This is a genomic window from Streptococcus suis (assembly GCF_046032115.1).
Classification (GTDB): domain Bacteria; phylum Bacillota; class Bacilli; order Lactobacillales; family Streptococcaceae; genus Streptococcus; species Streptococcus suis_AJ.
Map to the genome: position 1 here is coordinate 60169 of NZ_JARQOZ010000003.1, position 14203 is coordinate 74371.

Here is a 14203-nt window from a genome sequence, read left to right on the forward strand (position 1 = left end):
AAGGGTGCTTAGACTACATATTTATTGTTTCAACACTCGGATAAACCGCTCTGCTATTTCTTTTGGTCGGGTAATAGCCCCGCCAACAACGATACCTGCAACACCTAGATCATGGATGGTTTTGACTTGATCCGGATAATGAATTTTTCCTTCAGCGATGACATCAATACCCGCTCGACAGAGTCGATCAACCAATTCAATATCTGGACCATCTTCCTGTCGGCTATATGAAGTGTAGCCAGAAAGGGTTGTCCCAACGAAATCAATTCCAGCCTCATAGGCCGTTATCCCCTCTTCATAGGTTGAAATATCTGCCATAAAGAGTTGGTTTGGATATTTTTCCTTTATTTGTTTGATGAAGTCTACGATTGTTAGCCCATCGTACCGTTCTCGATTGGTACAATCCAAGGCAATCACTTCAATATCTAAGGCTGCCAGTTCATCAACTTCCCTCATTGTCGCAGTTATAAAAGGTTCCTGTGGAGGATAATCTCTTTTGATAATTCCGATAATAGGTAAGTCTGTAACTTCCTTTATTTCTTTTATATCTCGGACACTATTTGCTCGAATTCCAACTGCTCCTGCCTCTTCTGCTGCTTTAACCAGTAAGGGCATTATGCCCCCTTCCTCCCGATAGAGAGGTTCACCTGGTAAAGCCTGGCAAGAAATGATCAAGCCATCTTTTATTTGTTCCTTTAGGACTTCCTTGCTAATGGTAGCCATTCCATTCTCCTTTCTATTATCGGATCCGAGATAGCGCTTACAATGTCATTATATAATATATTTATATTTTTTCAATAGTTTTTTATACATAAAATCTACTTTCTTACTTTTTACAAAAACCAACAATTTTGAAACTAGTTTCTAAAATATTTTCTATTCTTAAAACTAGTTTTACCATACAAAAAATCAGCCAGAGCATCACTCTAACTGATCTAGTTTCATATGGTAAGAAGTTGTGAACTGTGAATACCAACTCTAAAGTGCATAGGGCTGCAATTCGGGATTGATTGGTGTGTTAATCAAATTGTTTGCATAGTTGCAAAGGGTTGCAAGACTAACTCCCAGTACAACATCCAAAGCATTTTCTGCTGTATAGCCTGCTTGGAAAAATTCCTCTAGCAAGGGCTGTCCAACCTTACCTTTTTCATGAATAACAGCCAGAGTAAATCGAGCGAGAGCATCTAATTTTGTATCTGTTTCGATGGGAGTTCCCTGGCGTAGAGCTTGTAGAATAACATCTGGCATCTTAACCTGCTTGATAGAAAGAGCCGTATGACCTGCCACGCAAAATCCACAGCCATTGGCAAGGGCAGCCGTAATTTGTACCACTTCACGCTCGGTCGGATTCAGGCTACTACGGCGATTGATACCACTAACAGTTTGGTAGGTTTCTAGGGCTGTAGGAGAATTAGCTAATAGACCGATGAGATTAGGAATATAGCCCCCGTTATTTCTCTTGACCGTCGCAAGGTTTTCTCGTAATTCTGGACTAACAGTCTCTAGAATATGGATAGGAAAGAAAACTTGTGTCATAGGATACTCCATTTTAAAAAATTTCATAGAGTAGGAATAAAAATCTGCTTGGATTCAAACCTATACTTCTATGCTTACATTTTATACTATCATAAAGACAGGTATCCTGCTAATATATTTTACCTATCACACCTATAAAAAATTGACAATCCCTTGCAGAAACCACTAGAAAGACTGGATAACTTCGACCAGTTCGTCCCAATCTGTCACCACTTTATCTGCCTGATACGGAGCTACTGGATCTACTCTCTTTCTATGATTAAACCAAATTACCTTCCAATTCGCAGCTTTCGCTCCTACCACATCATTTTCAAACGAATCCCCTAGATAACAAATATCTTCGCCTGACACCCCCAAACGTTCTTCCATTAGTTGAAAAATAGCAGGATTTGGCTTTGTAATACCAACTTGTCCAGAAATAAGGACATGTTCTAGCTCAAACCAATTAACTAACCCCATCGTGCGTATCTTTCTCAACTGATGTCTATAAGGTCCATTCGTAATAATCCCCATTGCAATTCCTTGCGCCTGACACCACGAAAATATTTCTGGAAACACTGGACTGAGCTCTATCTGCCCTTGAAAATAATCATAATCTATTTGAATAGCTAAGGCTGTTGCATCAGACACCCGATACCCAAAATCTGCCAAAGCATGTTTCATCCGATAAATATGACTGTCTTTCAGACTCATCTTTCCAATTGCTGTCGCTTCAAATACTTCATCCGCATATCTGCGAAAGGAAAGGTAGAGTGGTTCAATTTGCTCCCTTGCTACCTCAATATGTCTTTCCAAAGCACGTTCAAACGGTTGAATCTGATCATAAAGCGTATCATCTACATCAAAAATTAAGGCTTTCATGAATCAATTATAGCAAAAAATTCCAGCCAAAGCTTGGAATTTTTAACTGCTTATTACACCTTTGCTTGAATCTCATGCATTTGAGCATATACTCCACCACGTGCAACCAATTCTTCATGTTTCCCATGTTCAATAATTCGACCTTGATCTAAGACAAGAATCTGGTCTGCATTTTGAATGGTAGAAAGTCGATGAGCAATAATAAAGGTTGTCCGACCTTCTTTCACCACTTCCATGGCATGTTGGATAATTTCTTCCGTCTCCGTATCAATATGAGAAGTTGCTTCATCCAATATCAGAATTTTAGGATCAGAGTAGAGTGTCCGCGCAAAGGCAATCAACTGACGTTCCCCACTTGAAAAGGCCGCCCCCTTCTCAACAACCGGTTCATCAATCCCTTTCTCTAAGCGAGATAGCATAGGCCATGCACCAACTTTTTCTAGCGCCTGCAGGATTCTTGTTCTATCTGCTTCCTCTTCATTCATGGAAACATTGCTGGCAATCGTCCCTGTAAAGAGATAGGGATCTTGCAAAACAATCCCCATGTGACTGCGCAGGCTTTCACGAGAATAATCACGGATGTTTTTCCCATCAATCAGTACACGTCCCTCCTGTGGATCATAGAAACGATAGAGGAGGTTCATAATAGAAGACTTACCAGACCCAGTATGCCCAACCAGAGCAACTGTTTCTCCTTTTTCTGCCCAAATGGTAATATCTTTCAAAACTGGTCTGTTTTCTTCATAGCTAAAGTTCACGTGTTCAAACACGACTTGCCCTTGTTCAACTTCCAAAATACGATCACAGTCGTCCTCCACCTCTTCTTCTAGAAGGGCCATTAGACGCTTACCTGTTTCAAAAGAGCGAAGCATATTTGGGAACTGTTGAACCAGCGCTCCCAAAGCAATGAAGACTCCTTCGATATAGTTGACATAAACAAAGAGTTTCCCAGCTGTAACTCCATCCTGTCCCGCAAGAAACTGATAGCCGACTACCGTTAAAATCGCAGCAATGACCAAATTTTGCAGAAAACCACTCAGATTCCACGTGGCAAGAGACTGGGCCCAGATAATCTTATTATCTGCCCGACGCATCTTGTCAGCAGTCACTTCAAATTCTTTCATGATGCGCTCTTCTTGTCCAAAAAGTTGAATCAAACTTGCACCATTCATGGTCTCATTCACCTGCGTATTGACGTCACTCCTTGCATCATAAAAATCCTTCATCGGCTTGTCTGTCATTTTCTTGTAAGCAAATTGAATACCGATATAGAGTGGTATTAAGAGTAACATCAGCCAACCGAGACTCCTATTCATGTAAAATAGGACACCGTATGTAAAGAGCAAACGAACAATATTGTTAAAGGCATTAACTAAGGTCCCATAAAATTGTGTCCGCAGGGTTTCTGTATCATTGACAATTCTAGTTGCAATTTTTCCGGCGGGCTTATCATCAAAATAAGAAATAGGCAACCGTTGCATAACATCGTAGGCTTGATTACGTAGATTTTCAGCAATACGATTGGCACAATGCATGAGTAAACGCATAGATAGGTAGAAGCCAATAGCTCCCAGAATAATCATTCCCATGTATTGAACTGACTGGTTTAAGAAAACAGCTTCATCAAAGGGCAAACCCTTGCTTAAATCCGTAATCGGTCCATCAATCGCCTGCTGAATCAGCAGAGGAGCCAATCGAACCATGGTCGAAGCCAATAGATAGAAGCCGACAGCTACTATAAATAGCCACTTAACACGACCGATTTGTCTTAATAAAAAACCTAAAATTGTCATTACTCTCCTCCTTCCTGGCTTTGTTGTCGTTGGTATTGTTCATAGTACCAACCTCTTTGGGCGAGCAAATCAGCTGGACGCCCTTCCTCAACGATACGCCCCTCATCCAAGACTAGTACCCAGTCTGCATGATTGACAGCAGATAGACGATGGGTCACGATGACATTGGTTTTGCCCGCACGCTCTTTTTGAATATTTTGGATAATCTGGCGTTCTGTCCGAGCATCCACTGCCGACAAAGAATCATCTAGAATTAGCAAATCTGGCTCTCGCAGGAAAGCACGGGCGATGGAAATCCGTTGTTTCTGACCGCCAGAGATAGACACACCACGCTCACCAATCATGGTATCAAGACCATCACTCATCCGTTTTAAATCTTGACTAAAAGCTGCTGTGGCAATGGCTTGTTCAATCTCCTCAGAGCTACTAGCTACTTTCCCAAGGGCAATATTTTCTCCAACAGACCTTGAAAACAAAATGTGTTCTTGTGGAACATAGCCAATTTTTTCCTCTATACTAGAACGTTTAAAGTCTAAAACAGATTGATGATTGATGAAAAAATTTCCCTGACCAATCGGATACTGGCGTAAGAATTGACGAACCAAGGTCGTTTTTCCCGAACCAGTTTTCCCAACGATACCTACAGTTTGCCCTGCTTTCAGTGTCCAATTGATGTCCTGTAGGCTGGCTCTTTCCGCCTGTGGATAACTAAAGCTATAATTTTTGAAGGAAATACTAGACAGCTCTGCAATTTCCTTAGAACCATCAGCCTCCAAATCATCACCCGTCTCAATCAGCTCTTGCAGTTTTTCAAAAGATGTCTTACCAGTCTGATAAACAAGGATGAAATCTGCTAGTGTCCAAAACGGCTCTAAAAGCGAACCAACATACAATTGAAGGGCAATTACTTGTCCCAAGGTCAGTTGCCCTGCTTTCACGGCTTGTGCCCCCATGAGAAGCACGAAAATAGTAGATAATCCCAAACAGACTGTGGCTAATGGATTATACAATGATTGCAAGGAAGTGATGCGATCCCCACCCTGAGCCAATTGCTTGGTACGAGCTTGAAATTGAGCCTTTTGAGTGGCTTTTTTACTATAAGCCCGAGTCACTCGAATGCCTTCGATGACCTCCAAAACTTCATTATTGAGCTGGGCTACAGCTTCCCTATTGGCATCAATCGCCTTATCTTGTTTTCTCCCGATAAAAAATATACATAGTGTCATGAATAGCATCGGTAGTAAAGCTACTAGCGAAATTTTCCAATCAATAAAGAACATCGTGGGAATGATAAAAGCCAACATACCGCCTGCATAGACGACAATCATAAGACCGTAACCCACCATCTCCATCAGACCATCCACATCCGTTGAAAAACGAGTCATGACATCTCCTGAACGGAATTTTTCATAAAATGGAGTCCGCATGGTTACTAATTTTTTAAAGGCACGTTGCTGCATGTCAAACTTGAAGTTGACAGAGGCCTGAAATAATTTCAGATGCCAAATGAAGGCTGTTGCATAGTTCAGTACTGTTACCAATAACAATAAGGTCATCTCCTGAACCAATATGGTCTGTGTCAATTCATTCTTGGTCAGTATATCGACCATCCGCTGTATGATTTGCGTTGGTAGCAAAAGTGTGGCGTCATAAATAATCAAGGTCACAGCAACCAATAGATAGAGCCACTTATGACGCTTGATGTAGTCAAAAATTAATCGAAACATATATCTCCTTTACAAATCTATAACCTATCATTTGCCACTTTATCGTCATTTAGTTTTTCTTTTATTACTTCGTTAACTCGCCTTGCCTAACTCTAGTTATGCCTGCGGCTCGTTGCCTAGTACTAAAAGTAAACTAAAAGACTATATTCAATGAGCAACAGTTGATAGACCTTACCTTTCTAAGCGCACAAAAAAGCCCAGGGAAGCATTTCACTCCACCTAGGCTTGCGTAAGTCCACAAAAATAGACCAGCTCTTGAACATAGTCGACAATTTTTATCACACCATGGCCACAGCGCTTGATTGTCTCAATGTTTCAAAATATAGCCCACGAAAAACGACAAAAGTTCATCAATGAGCTTTGTTTTCCTGCTTAGAAAGGAGTGTATGATAAAAAATAGCTTGCTGCATGACAAGTTGCTTGTTCATTTGTTTTACTCCTTTCATATTTCTAAGCCCTATTCTACCATAATAAACATTCATGTCAAGGGATTTTTTGACAATTGGGGCGAATTTAGGACAAAAATAAGAAAAAACCTTGTCAAACAAGGTCTTTCTATAGTATTCGATGCTAGTTGCCGGGATTGAACCGGCGACCTCATCCTTACCATGGATGCGCTCTACCGACTGAGCTAAACCAGCAGTACTTGACTAGTATATCATATCTCTAAAAAAAGTCAATGGATTTTTTGGAAATATGGAAAAAAATAAAGAGAAAACAAGTCCGAAAATAAGTCATTCCTAAAAATTATCTGACACTTTTAAGGAATTATGCTATACTATTGTTATAAAAATCACAAAGGAAACGATATGAAACTGCAAAACCTTCAAGTTGGACAATCTTATTTAGTCAAAGATTGTCTAACGCAAGATGATATTCGTAAACACTTAGCGCACTTGGGTTTAAAAGTCGGAGAAGAGATTCGCATCATTTCAAAAACCAAGACCAATGCTATTTTCCAAGTCAAGGCAAGCCGTCTAGCCCTAGACAGAGAAATTATTGAATCTCTGGTTTTACTAGAAAAGTCAGCTACGGAAATAATCAATCTATCTGAGGCACCTATTGGTAGCTCAGTTAAGGTCATGGACATCTATGCAACAGGTGCACTCCGTCGTCGCCTCATGGATATGGGACTTACAAAGAACACGCAGCTATTTCTCAAAAAAGTCGCTCCCCTGGGCGATCCAATCGAAATTACCTTGAGAGGATACGAGCTTACACTACGCAAATCCGAAGCGCAAATGATTGGTGTTCAACTCACAAGCGAGGTGAAGAAATGACAAAACACATCGCCCTTGCAGGAAATCCAAATAGCGGAAAAACAACTCTTTTCAACCTCCTAACAGGAACCAACCAACGTGTCGGTAACTGGCCTGGAGTCACCGTTGAAAGAAAATCTGGAACAATCAAAAAGCGGAAACATTTACTAATTCAAGATTTACCAGGTATCTACTCGCTGTCTCCCTACACACCAGAAGAACGGGTTGCCAGAGATTATTTGATAGCGGACCAACCAGCTGCTATCCTCAACGTCCTTGATGCAACAAACTTGGAGCGAAATCTCTATCTGACCTTGCAGTTATTAGAAATGGGCCTTCCTACTGTTATCGCCCTCAATATGACAGACGCCCTGAAAAGTCAAGGTCGTTCAATAAACAGCGACCAGCTCTCCTATCAACTGGGAGTTCCTGTACAGCCTATCAGTGCACTAAAAAAGCTAGGTATATCCCAGCTCCTCCATGAAGTAGAAAAAATTACCAATCAGCAAGCCGAGCCAATCTATCCTCAGTATGATAAGCAATTTGAAGCCGGTCTCGCCCAAGTTATTGACCTATTATCGGATTCCATCCCAAATCATCAAAAACGCTTCTACGCCATTAAGCTACTCGAACAAGATCAAGTCATTCTAGACCAATTGCAACTCAATGCACAAGACATGCTTGATTTGACCGAAATCATTGCCATTTTGGAAAAAATTTACGCAGACGATATGGAAGCCATTATCGTCAATCAACGCTACCAATTTATCGAGAAAATCACAGAACTGGTCACAAAAGACAGCGATAAGGCATTTAACCTGTCTGATAACATAGACCGACTTGTTACCAATCGTTTTCTTGCCCTCCCTATCTTTGCGGCAGTCATGTGGCTGACCTACTTCCTGTCTATTCAAACGGTTGGCACAATGGGGACGGACTGGGTGAATGATGTCCTATTCGGAGAGCTTGTTCCAGGCCTTATTCAGGAAAATCTAGATCGATTTGAAATCGCTGGCTGGCTACAATCTCTGGTCCTTGATGGCATTATTGCAGGATGCGGAGCCATCCTCGGTTTTGTACCACAAATTTTCGTCCTCTTCGTCTGCTTGGGAATCTTGGAAGACATCGGCTATATGAGTCGAGTAGCCTTTGTCATGGATAGGATTTTTAGACGTTTTGGTCTATCAGGCAAATCCTTTATTCCCATGTTGATTTCCACAGGCTGTGGCGTTCCTGGAGTCATGGCTAGTCGCACCATTGAAAATGAACAGGACCGAAAAATCACCATTATGACAGCAACCTTCATGCCCTGTTCCGCTAAACTGCCCATTATTTCCTTAGTTGCTGGTGCCTTCTTCCCAGATAATCCCTGGATAGCACCGAGTGCCTATTTTGTGGGAATGGGAGCCATTGTCCTATCTGGTATGGCCCTCAAAAAGACCAAGCAGCTCGGTGGAGTCGCAAGCCCCTTTATCATGGAATTACCATCTTATCACTTACCGAAACTCAGTACGGTTCTCCGGTATGCATTCGATAAGGCACTTAGTTTTATCAAACGAGCTGGTACCATTATATTTGTGACCAACATCATTATTTGGTTCAGCAGTTCCTATAATTGGTCCTTACAAATGGTAGAAACAGATGAGAGTATCTTAGCCTTCATTGGACGCAGTTTTTCTCTCCTCTTTGCCCCACTTGGTTTTGGAAATTGGCGAGCAACTGTTGCAGCCATTACAGGTCTCTTAGCCAAGGAAACCGTCATTGCCACCTTTGGTATCCTCTATAAATTAGGAGAAACAACCGAAGAAAATCCCGAACTCTGGGGGCTTTTACAACAAGACTATACCGCATTATCAGCCTATTCCTTCCTAGTCTTCAATCTCCTCTGTGCCCCTTGTTTTGCGGCTATTGGTGCCATTCACCGTGAAATGGGAGAAGCCAAATGGACATGGATTGCTATCGGTTTCCAAACAGGTTTAGCCTATGCAAGTAGTTTGGCTATCTATCAGATTGGTCTTGTACTTATCTACGGACAATTACCGACCATCTGGACATTTATCGCTATCTTTCTAATTATCACAGCCATCTACAGCCTAGTGAAAAAACCAGCCAATACTCTTCCAATCGTCACGCTAAAAACATTAGAAAAAGGAGAATATTAATGCCTACTCTTATCCTCTTTCTCATCATCGTCATCTTATTTTCTCTTGCTATTCGCAGTCTCATCAAAGGAAAAGGGTCCTGCGGAGATTGCTCCTGCGACTGTGCTATTAAGCAAGAGATGAACGAATCTTCTCACCATAGACATCCATAACAAAAAGGTCTGCCTCATTATTGTGCAGACCTTTTTACATGTAGCTTGTCTATTAAATTTTTAAGTAGCGGTTCATGGAAATGACTGATCCCAAGGAACCAATAATAATACCAATTACAAAAAGTGCGCCAATCATTCCTGGAACAAAGACATTCATACTAATCAGAGACAAATCTTGACTAGCAAGACTAGCATTTACTGAAGTATAGATCATCTTATAAAGAGAATAGACTAAAACAGAAGGTAAAATAGCTCCGAGGAACCCTACCCAGGCACCTTCCCAGAGGAATGGTCCACGAATATAACTGTTTTTAGCACCAACCAGACGCATAATCTGAATTTCACGGCTACGAGAAATAATAGTAATTCGAATGGTATTGGAAATCAAGAAGACCGCCGTAAAGAGTAACAAACCAGTCGCTGCCAATCCCCAAGTCCGAACTAAATCAGCCAACTTGAAAATACGCTCTGTCTCTACTTCACCATCTCGAACCTCTGTAACACCATCAATTTTTGCAATTTCTGCAGCCACAGATTTAACATAATTTGGATCTGTCGTATCAATGATATAAGCATCGTAAAGTGGATTGGCATCTCCTTGGAATAAGTTCCAAGTATCTCCCAAGGTAGCTGTTAATTTCTGCAACTGTTCATCCTTACTTGAATAAGTAACAGATTGTACATTTTCTAAGGCTGTAATCTGATTGTAAACCTTTTGGAAATCTGGATTAGCTACCGTCTCTCCTGCTTCGTTCACAATCGTCTCAGCTTGATCGGTTGAGTTCGCTCTCAAGTATACATTGATACGTACATTCTGTTCCAAATCCGAAGCGAGCTTTGCTGTGTTTAAAATAACTGAAGCAAATAGACCAACCAAGGTAAGGGTAATGGCTACAGATGAAATGGCTGCAATCGTCATCCAACCATTTCGCTTCAAACTCTTCAATGACTCAATAAAGTGTCTAAAAAATCGATTACTCATCGTATCCATATTCTCCTTCCGCTTCATCACGTACTACACGACCATCTTCAATCGCAATAACACGATGACGAAGTGTATTTACAATCTGACTATTGTGTGTCGCCATCAAAATCGTTGTCCCCTGCAAATTAATTCGCTCCAATAGATTCATGATTTCCCAAGAGTTTTCAGGGTCCAAGTTACCAGTCGGCTCATCAGCAATCAATACTTTAGGATTATTTACAATGGCACGGGCAATAGCAATCCGCTGCTGCTCACCACCTGAAAGTTCATTTGGGAAAGAACGAATCTTGTGCTTCAAACCAACCAAATCTAAAACTTCCATTACACGTTTCTTGATATTCCGTGGTTTCTCACCGATAACTTCCATCGCATAAGCAATATTTTCAAAGACAGTCTTTTTAGGTAAGAGTTTGTAGTCTTGGAAAACCACTCCTACACTACGACGTAGAAGAGGAACATCTCTCTTTTTAATTTTTGCAAGGTCAAACTTACCAACCTTTAGACTCCCCTTATCGAGCTTTTCCTCCCGATACAAGAGTTTGATAAAGGTTGACTTACCTGCACCAGAAGGACCTACAATGTAGGCAAATTCCCCTGCTTCAACATTGACTGATACACCCCTGAGGGCAGTCGTTCCGTTTCCATATTTCTTGGAAACGTCTTTCATTTCTATTATTCCCATAGGATTTCCTGTCTTAGACAGTCCTTTCTTTAGATTTGAGAACGTTTTTTTCAAAATACAGTCCGTATTCTCTCAAAAAACTTCCTTGATGAGCGAAAAACTAGCTCTTATTTACAAGCACTTCACTTGTAAATACAGGTTCTTAGCTAATTCGCCATTTTAGATAGGCATCAATAAATCCGTCCAAATCCCCATCCATGACCTTATCTACCTGAGCCACTTCATGACTAGTCCGATGGTCCTTGACCATAGTATAAGGCGTAAAGACGTAGGAACGAATCTGACTTCCCCAAGTAATTTCTTTTTTATCTCCCTTGAGTGAGTCGACCTCTGCAGCCTTCTTCTCCTGCTCCAATTGATACAATTTAGCTTGCAAGAGTTTCATAGCCCGATCTCGGTTGCCATACTGAGTACGGTCAACAGTTGACTGAGTCACAATACCTGTCGGAATATGGGTCAAACGCACACCCGTTGAGACCTTGTTGACGTTCTGTCCACCAGCACCACCTGAACGGAAGGTATCCATCTTGACTTCATCATCACGAATTTCAATTTCAATGGTATCGTCCAACTCAGGCATTACCTCTACAGATGTAAAGGAAGTATGACGACGCTTAGCTGAGTCAAAAGGTGAGATACGCACCAAGCGATGAACACCCATTTCAGACTTAAGCAACCCATAGGCGTTTGGCCCAGTAAAGCTTAGAGTCACGGACTTAATACCTGCCTCATCACCAGCTTGATAATCCAAGGTTTCTACTGTAAAACCTTTGGCATTTCCATAACGCTGATACATCCGCAGGAGCATTTCTCCCCAGTCTTGCGCCTCGGTACCACCCGAACCTGGATGGATTTCCAAGATAGCGTTATTGTGATCATAGGGTTCTGACAAGAGCAAGGTCATTTCATAGGCAATCATGGATTTATCCAATTCTGCTAACTTCTCGACCAACTCTTCCCGTACTGACTCGTCTTCTGCTAGAAAATCTAGCAAAATTTCGGATTCATCATATAAATCCAACATCTGATGGAAATTTCCGTAGGTGTTTTTTAATTCATTCAACTCCTGAGACGTCTTCTGTGCTGCCAAATTATCATTCCAGAAATCTGGCTCCGTCATCTTGTTCTCAAGAATGGCAATCTCTTCTTCCAGACCTTCTAAGTCAAAGAGACCCCCTAAAAGAAGTTAATTTTTTGCCAAGTTCTTCAATCTTTTGGCGAATTTCTGCTGTATCCATATACACCTCATTTTTATTCATAATCTTTATTATATCACATTTGCAAGTCCTTGACCATGTTGAGAAAGGCCGTTTGCTCTGCTATGACATCATCATTGTCCGATGAAATGCCTGCGATAAAGTCTACCATCTCATCATTGGGCTGTTTGACCAATTGCCCCAAGGCCCAGATAGCCGTTGCCATGTGGACCGGATTTTGTTTTTTATCGATGATTTCTAGGAGTTTGGGAATAGCAGAGCGATCATTACTATTAGCCAAGGCTATGATGGCATTGCGCTGGAGAATATTTTTCCCCCGCCAAGAACCAGCAATCATACCAAATTTTTCCTTGAATTGCCCATTTGACAAGTCCAAAAATGGAATCAGCTCAGGCTCAGCCAAATCAGGGTCGATTTCCACCACAGGTGGACTGGAAATTCCCTTGTTGTAAGGACAACAAATCTGGCAAATATCACAACCATAAATGACCGTCTTGATTTTCTTACGAAACTCCAAGTCCATCATACCCTTGTCCTGTGTCTGAAAAGACAGACAACGGCGGGCGTTCATAGTCGTATCCCCTAACAAACAAGACGTCGGACAGGCTGCAACACAACGATTGCAATCGCCACAATCGTAATCTACTGGTTGATCTGGTTCGATGTCCAGGTTGGTCACTAATTCTCCTAGAAACATATAGGAACCAAATTCCTTAGAAATGACTAGCCCATTCTTCCCGATAAAGCCAATTCCTGCACGACGAGCGACCGCTGTATCCACCAAGGCTCCTGTGTCCACCATGGCCTTATATTCCAAACCATCCGTCAACTGCTCAATCCCATGAGCCAAACGTTCTAGCTTGTCCTGTATGACATAGTGGTAGTCCAAGCCCCAGGAATTCGGCGTTATTTTACCTCGTTTGAACTGAGTTTTCTGCGGTTTGACAGGTAAATGACGAGGATAGGCTACCGCAATAGAAATAATGGTCTTGGCAGATGATAAAGACAGTTTAGGACGAATACGTTCTTCGATATTCTTATGTTCAAAGCCTGAAGAACGCCCTTCTTCCTGACTAGCACGAAGTGATTTCTCCAAATACTCAAAATCATCAGCCGTTGTAAAACCAATTTTTGAAATTCCTATTTCCTGAGATAATTTAATAATCTCTTCTTTGATATTCATTACATTCATTTTAGCAAATAGATGATAGCTTTGGCAAGATTTACACAAAGAAATAAGTTGTTAACATAACAAATAAAGTTAATAATAGGCAAAAAACGTTCATCCGAGCATAGGCCTTCTCATGCCAAATACTTGTCAATACGTACATGATATTAATACCGATTGCTCCCCCTAAGCCGTTAGCCAGTAAATCAGTTATATCTGCAACTCCAAGTAAAAGAAGATATTGCAGAACCTCAAAGCAGAGACTCACTAACATAATCAAACATAGATTAGCCACCCACGATGCCTTGCGAAATAGCATTTCCATATAAATACCAAAGGGAATAAAACTTACAATATTAAATAGAATTTCTGGAAAATCCAGCACTCCATCATAGACTGCTGTTCCTGCAAACGGAATTAAGTTTATACTAGCATAACCATAGCGTCCATATAAGATGCTCAAGTCCATCTTAAAGACAATCATCCAAGTAAGTAAAAGGAGATAGGCAAAAAATAAAAACATACTCATTTTCTTTGTCTGCATAGAAATTCTCCTCTCAACTAGCATATTTTATCATTATATCATAAATGCTGTTCCATAAAATGTCACTTCTGTGACAAAGCTCATTCCATATTACAAGTACTTTACATCCTGCTAAAA

13 protein-coding genes and 1 tRNA gene are annotated in these 14203 nt (G+C 41.1%); 3 read left to right on the top strand and 11 right to left on the bottom strand.

All coding sequences use genetic code 11. The features are described from left to right. Positions 1–21 precede the first annotated feature (21 nt). The 6 genes from P7J36_RS02035 to P7J36_RS02060 form a co-directional block, all read right to left on the bottom strand. On the bottom strand, positions 22–723 hold the full coding sequence (locus P7J36_RS02035; protein ID WP_408551035.1) for an N-acetylmannosamine-6-phosphate 2-epimerase: 702 nt from the start codon (positions 721–723) through the stop codon (positions 22–24). Positions 724–978: 255 nt separating this feature from the next. Continuing rightward, on the bottom strand, positions 979–1548 hold the full coding sequence (locus P7J36_RS02040) for a carboxymuconolactone decarboxylase family protein (protein ID WP_408551058.1): 570 nt from the start codon (positions 1546–1548) through the stop codon (positions 979–981). A 153-nt stretch (positions 1549–1701) separates the two neighbouring features. Further along, on the bottom strand, positions 1702–2397 hold the full coding sequence (locus tag P7J36_RS02045) for an HAD family hydrolase (protein WP_408551036.1): 696 nt from the start codon (positions 2395–2397) through the stop codon (positions 1702–1704). Between the two features lie 53 nt (positions 2398–2450). Beyond that, positions 2451–4190: an ABC transporter ATP-binding protein gene (locus P7J36_RS02050; RefSeq protein ID WP_408551037.1), complete on the bottom strand. Its 1740-nt coding sequence runs from the start codon at positions 4188–4190 to the stop codon at positions 2451–2453. Next, positions 4190–5917, bottom strand: a complete 1728-nt coding sequence (locus tag P7J36_RS02055; protein WP_024408167.1) for an ABC transporter ATP-binding protein — start codon at positions 5915–5917, stop codon at positions 4190–4192. The genes P7J36_RS02050 and P7J36_RS02055 overlap by 1 nt, the downstream gene beginning before the upstream one ends. Positions 5918–6485: 568 nt before the next feature. Further along, positions 6486–6558, bottom strand: a tRNA-Thr gene (locus P7J36_RS02060). A gap of 168 nt (positions 6559–6726) precedes the next feature. On the opposite strand from P7J36_RS02060, the gene P7J36_RS02065 reads away from it, so the two are divergent. From P7J36_RS02065 to P7J36_RS02075, 3 genes are read left to right on the top strand one after another with little or no spacing between them, the layout of a single operon-like run. Next, positions 6727–7197: a FeoA family protein gene (locus P7J36_RS02065; protein WP_408551038.1), complete on the top strand. Its 471-nt coding sequence runs from the start codon at positions 6727–6729 to the stop codon at positions 7195–7197. Next, positions 7194–9338: a ferrous iron transport protein B gene (gene feoB, locus P7J36_RS02070; RefSeq protein WP_408551039.1), complete on the top strand. Its 2145-nt coding sequence runs from the start codon at positions 7194–7196 to the stop codon at positions 9336–9338. The genes P7J36_RS02065 and feoB overlap by 4 nt, the downstream gene beginning before the upstream one ends. Then, a complete protein-coding gene (locus tag P7J36_RS02075; protein ID WP_004298744.1) occupies positions 9338–9490 on the top strand; it encodes a hypothetical protein in 153 nt (50 codons plus the stop codon). The genes feoB and P7J36_RS02075 overlap by 1 nt, the downstream gene beginning before the upstream one ends. Before the next feature lie 52 nt (positions 9491–9542). Here the strand turns inward: P7J36_RS02075 and ftsX are convergent, their stop codons facing one another. The 5 genes from ftsX to P7J36_RS02100 form a co-directional block, all read right to left on the bottom strand. Further along, positions 9543–10472, bottom strand: a complete 930-nt coding sequence (gene ftsX, locus P7J36_RS02080) for a permease-like cell division protein FtsX (protein WP_408551040.1) — start codon at positions 10470–10472, stop codon at positions 9543–9545. Continuing rightward, complete coding sequence (gene ftsE, locus P7J36_RS02085; RefSeq protein WP_002936190.1) at positions 10465–11157, bottom strand: cell division ATP-binding protein FtsE; 693 nt, start codon at positions 11155–11157, stop codon at positions 10465–10467. The genes ftsX and ftsE overlap by 8 nt, the downstream gene beginning before the upstream one ends. Before the next feature lie 142 nt (positions 11158–11299). Further along, positions 11300–12395, bottom strand: a protein-coding gene (gene prfB / locus P7J36_RS02090) for a peptide chain release factor 2 (protein WP_408551059.1) whose coding sequence is annotated in 2 segments (ribosomal slippage) — positions 11300–12322 and positions 12324–12395 — 1095 coding nt in all. Because the reading frame shifts where the segments join, the coding sequence is not laid out codon by codon here. 34 nt (positions 12396–12429) lie between these two features. Then, positions 12430–13557, bottom strand: coding sequence for a tRNA epoxyqueuosine(34) reductase QueG (gene queG, locus P7J36_RS02095; RefSeq protein ID WP_408551041.1), 1128 nt, complete (start codon positions 13555–13557; stop codon positions 12430–12432). Positions 13558–13597: 40 nt separating this feature from the next. Continuing rightward, positions 13598–14086: a VanZ family protein gene (locus P7J36_RS02100; RefSeq protein WP_408551042.1), complete on the bottom strand. Its 489-nt coding sequence runs from the start codon at positions 14084–14086 to the stop codon at positions 13598–13600. Between the last annotated feature and the right edge of the window lie 117 nt (positions 14087–14203).

Excerpts from the sequence above, each read along its gene's own strand:
- P7J36_RS02035 (WP_408551035.1), bottom strand. The coding sequence starts at position 723 with ATGGCTACCATTAGCAAGGAAGTCCTAAAGGAACAAATAAAAGATGGC.
- P7J36_RS02040 (WP_408551058.1), bottom strand. The coding sequence starts at position 1,548 with ATGGAGTATCCTATGACACAAGTTTTCTTTCCTATCCATATTCTAGAG.
- P7J36_RS02045 (WP_408551036.1), bottom strand. The coding sequence starts at position 2,397 with ATGAAAGCCTTAATTTTTGATGTAGATGATACGCTTTATGATCAGATT.
- P7J36_RS02050 (WP_408551037.1), bottom strand. The coding sequence starts at position 4,190 with ATGACAATTTTAGGTTTTTTATTAAGACAAATCGGTCGTGTTAAGTGG.
- P7J36_RS02055 (WP_024408167.1), bottom strand. The coding sequence starts at position 5,917 with ATGTTTCGATTAATTTTTGACTACATCAAGCGTCATAAGTGGCTCTAT.
- P7J36_RS02065 (WP_408551038.1), top strand. The coding sequence starts at position 6,727 with ATGAAACTGCAAAACCTTCAAGTTGGACAATCTTATTTAGTCAAAGAT.
- feoB (WP_408551039.1), top strand. The coding sequence starts at position 7,194 with ATGACAAAACACATCGCCCTTGCAGGAAATCCAAATAGCGGAAAAACA.
- P7J36_RS02075 (WP_004298744.1), top strand. The coding sequence starts at position 9,338 with ATGCCTACTCTTATCCTCTTTCTCATCATCGTCATCTTATTTTCTCTT.
- ftsX (WP_408551040.1), bottom strand. The coding sequence starts at position 10,472 with ATGAGTAATCGATTTTTTAGACACTTTATTGAGTCATTGAAGAGTTTG.
- ftsE (WP_002936190.1), bottom strand. The coding sequence starts at position 11,157 with ATGGGAATAATAGAAATGAAAGACGTTTCCAAGAAATATGGAAACGGA.
- queG (WP_408551041.1), bottom strand. The coding sequence starts at position 13,557 with ATGAATATCAAAGAAGAGATTATTAAATTATCTCAGGAAATAGGAATT.
- P7J36_RS02100 (WP_408551042.1), bottom strand. The coding sequence starts at position 14,086 with ATGCAGACAAAGAAAATGAGTATGTTTTTATTTTTTGCCTATCTCCTT.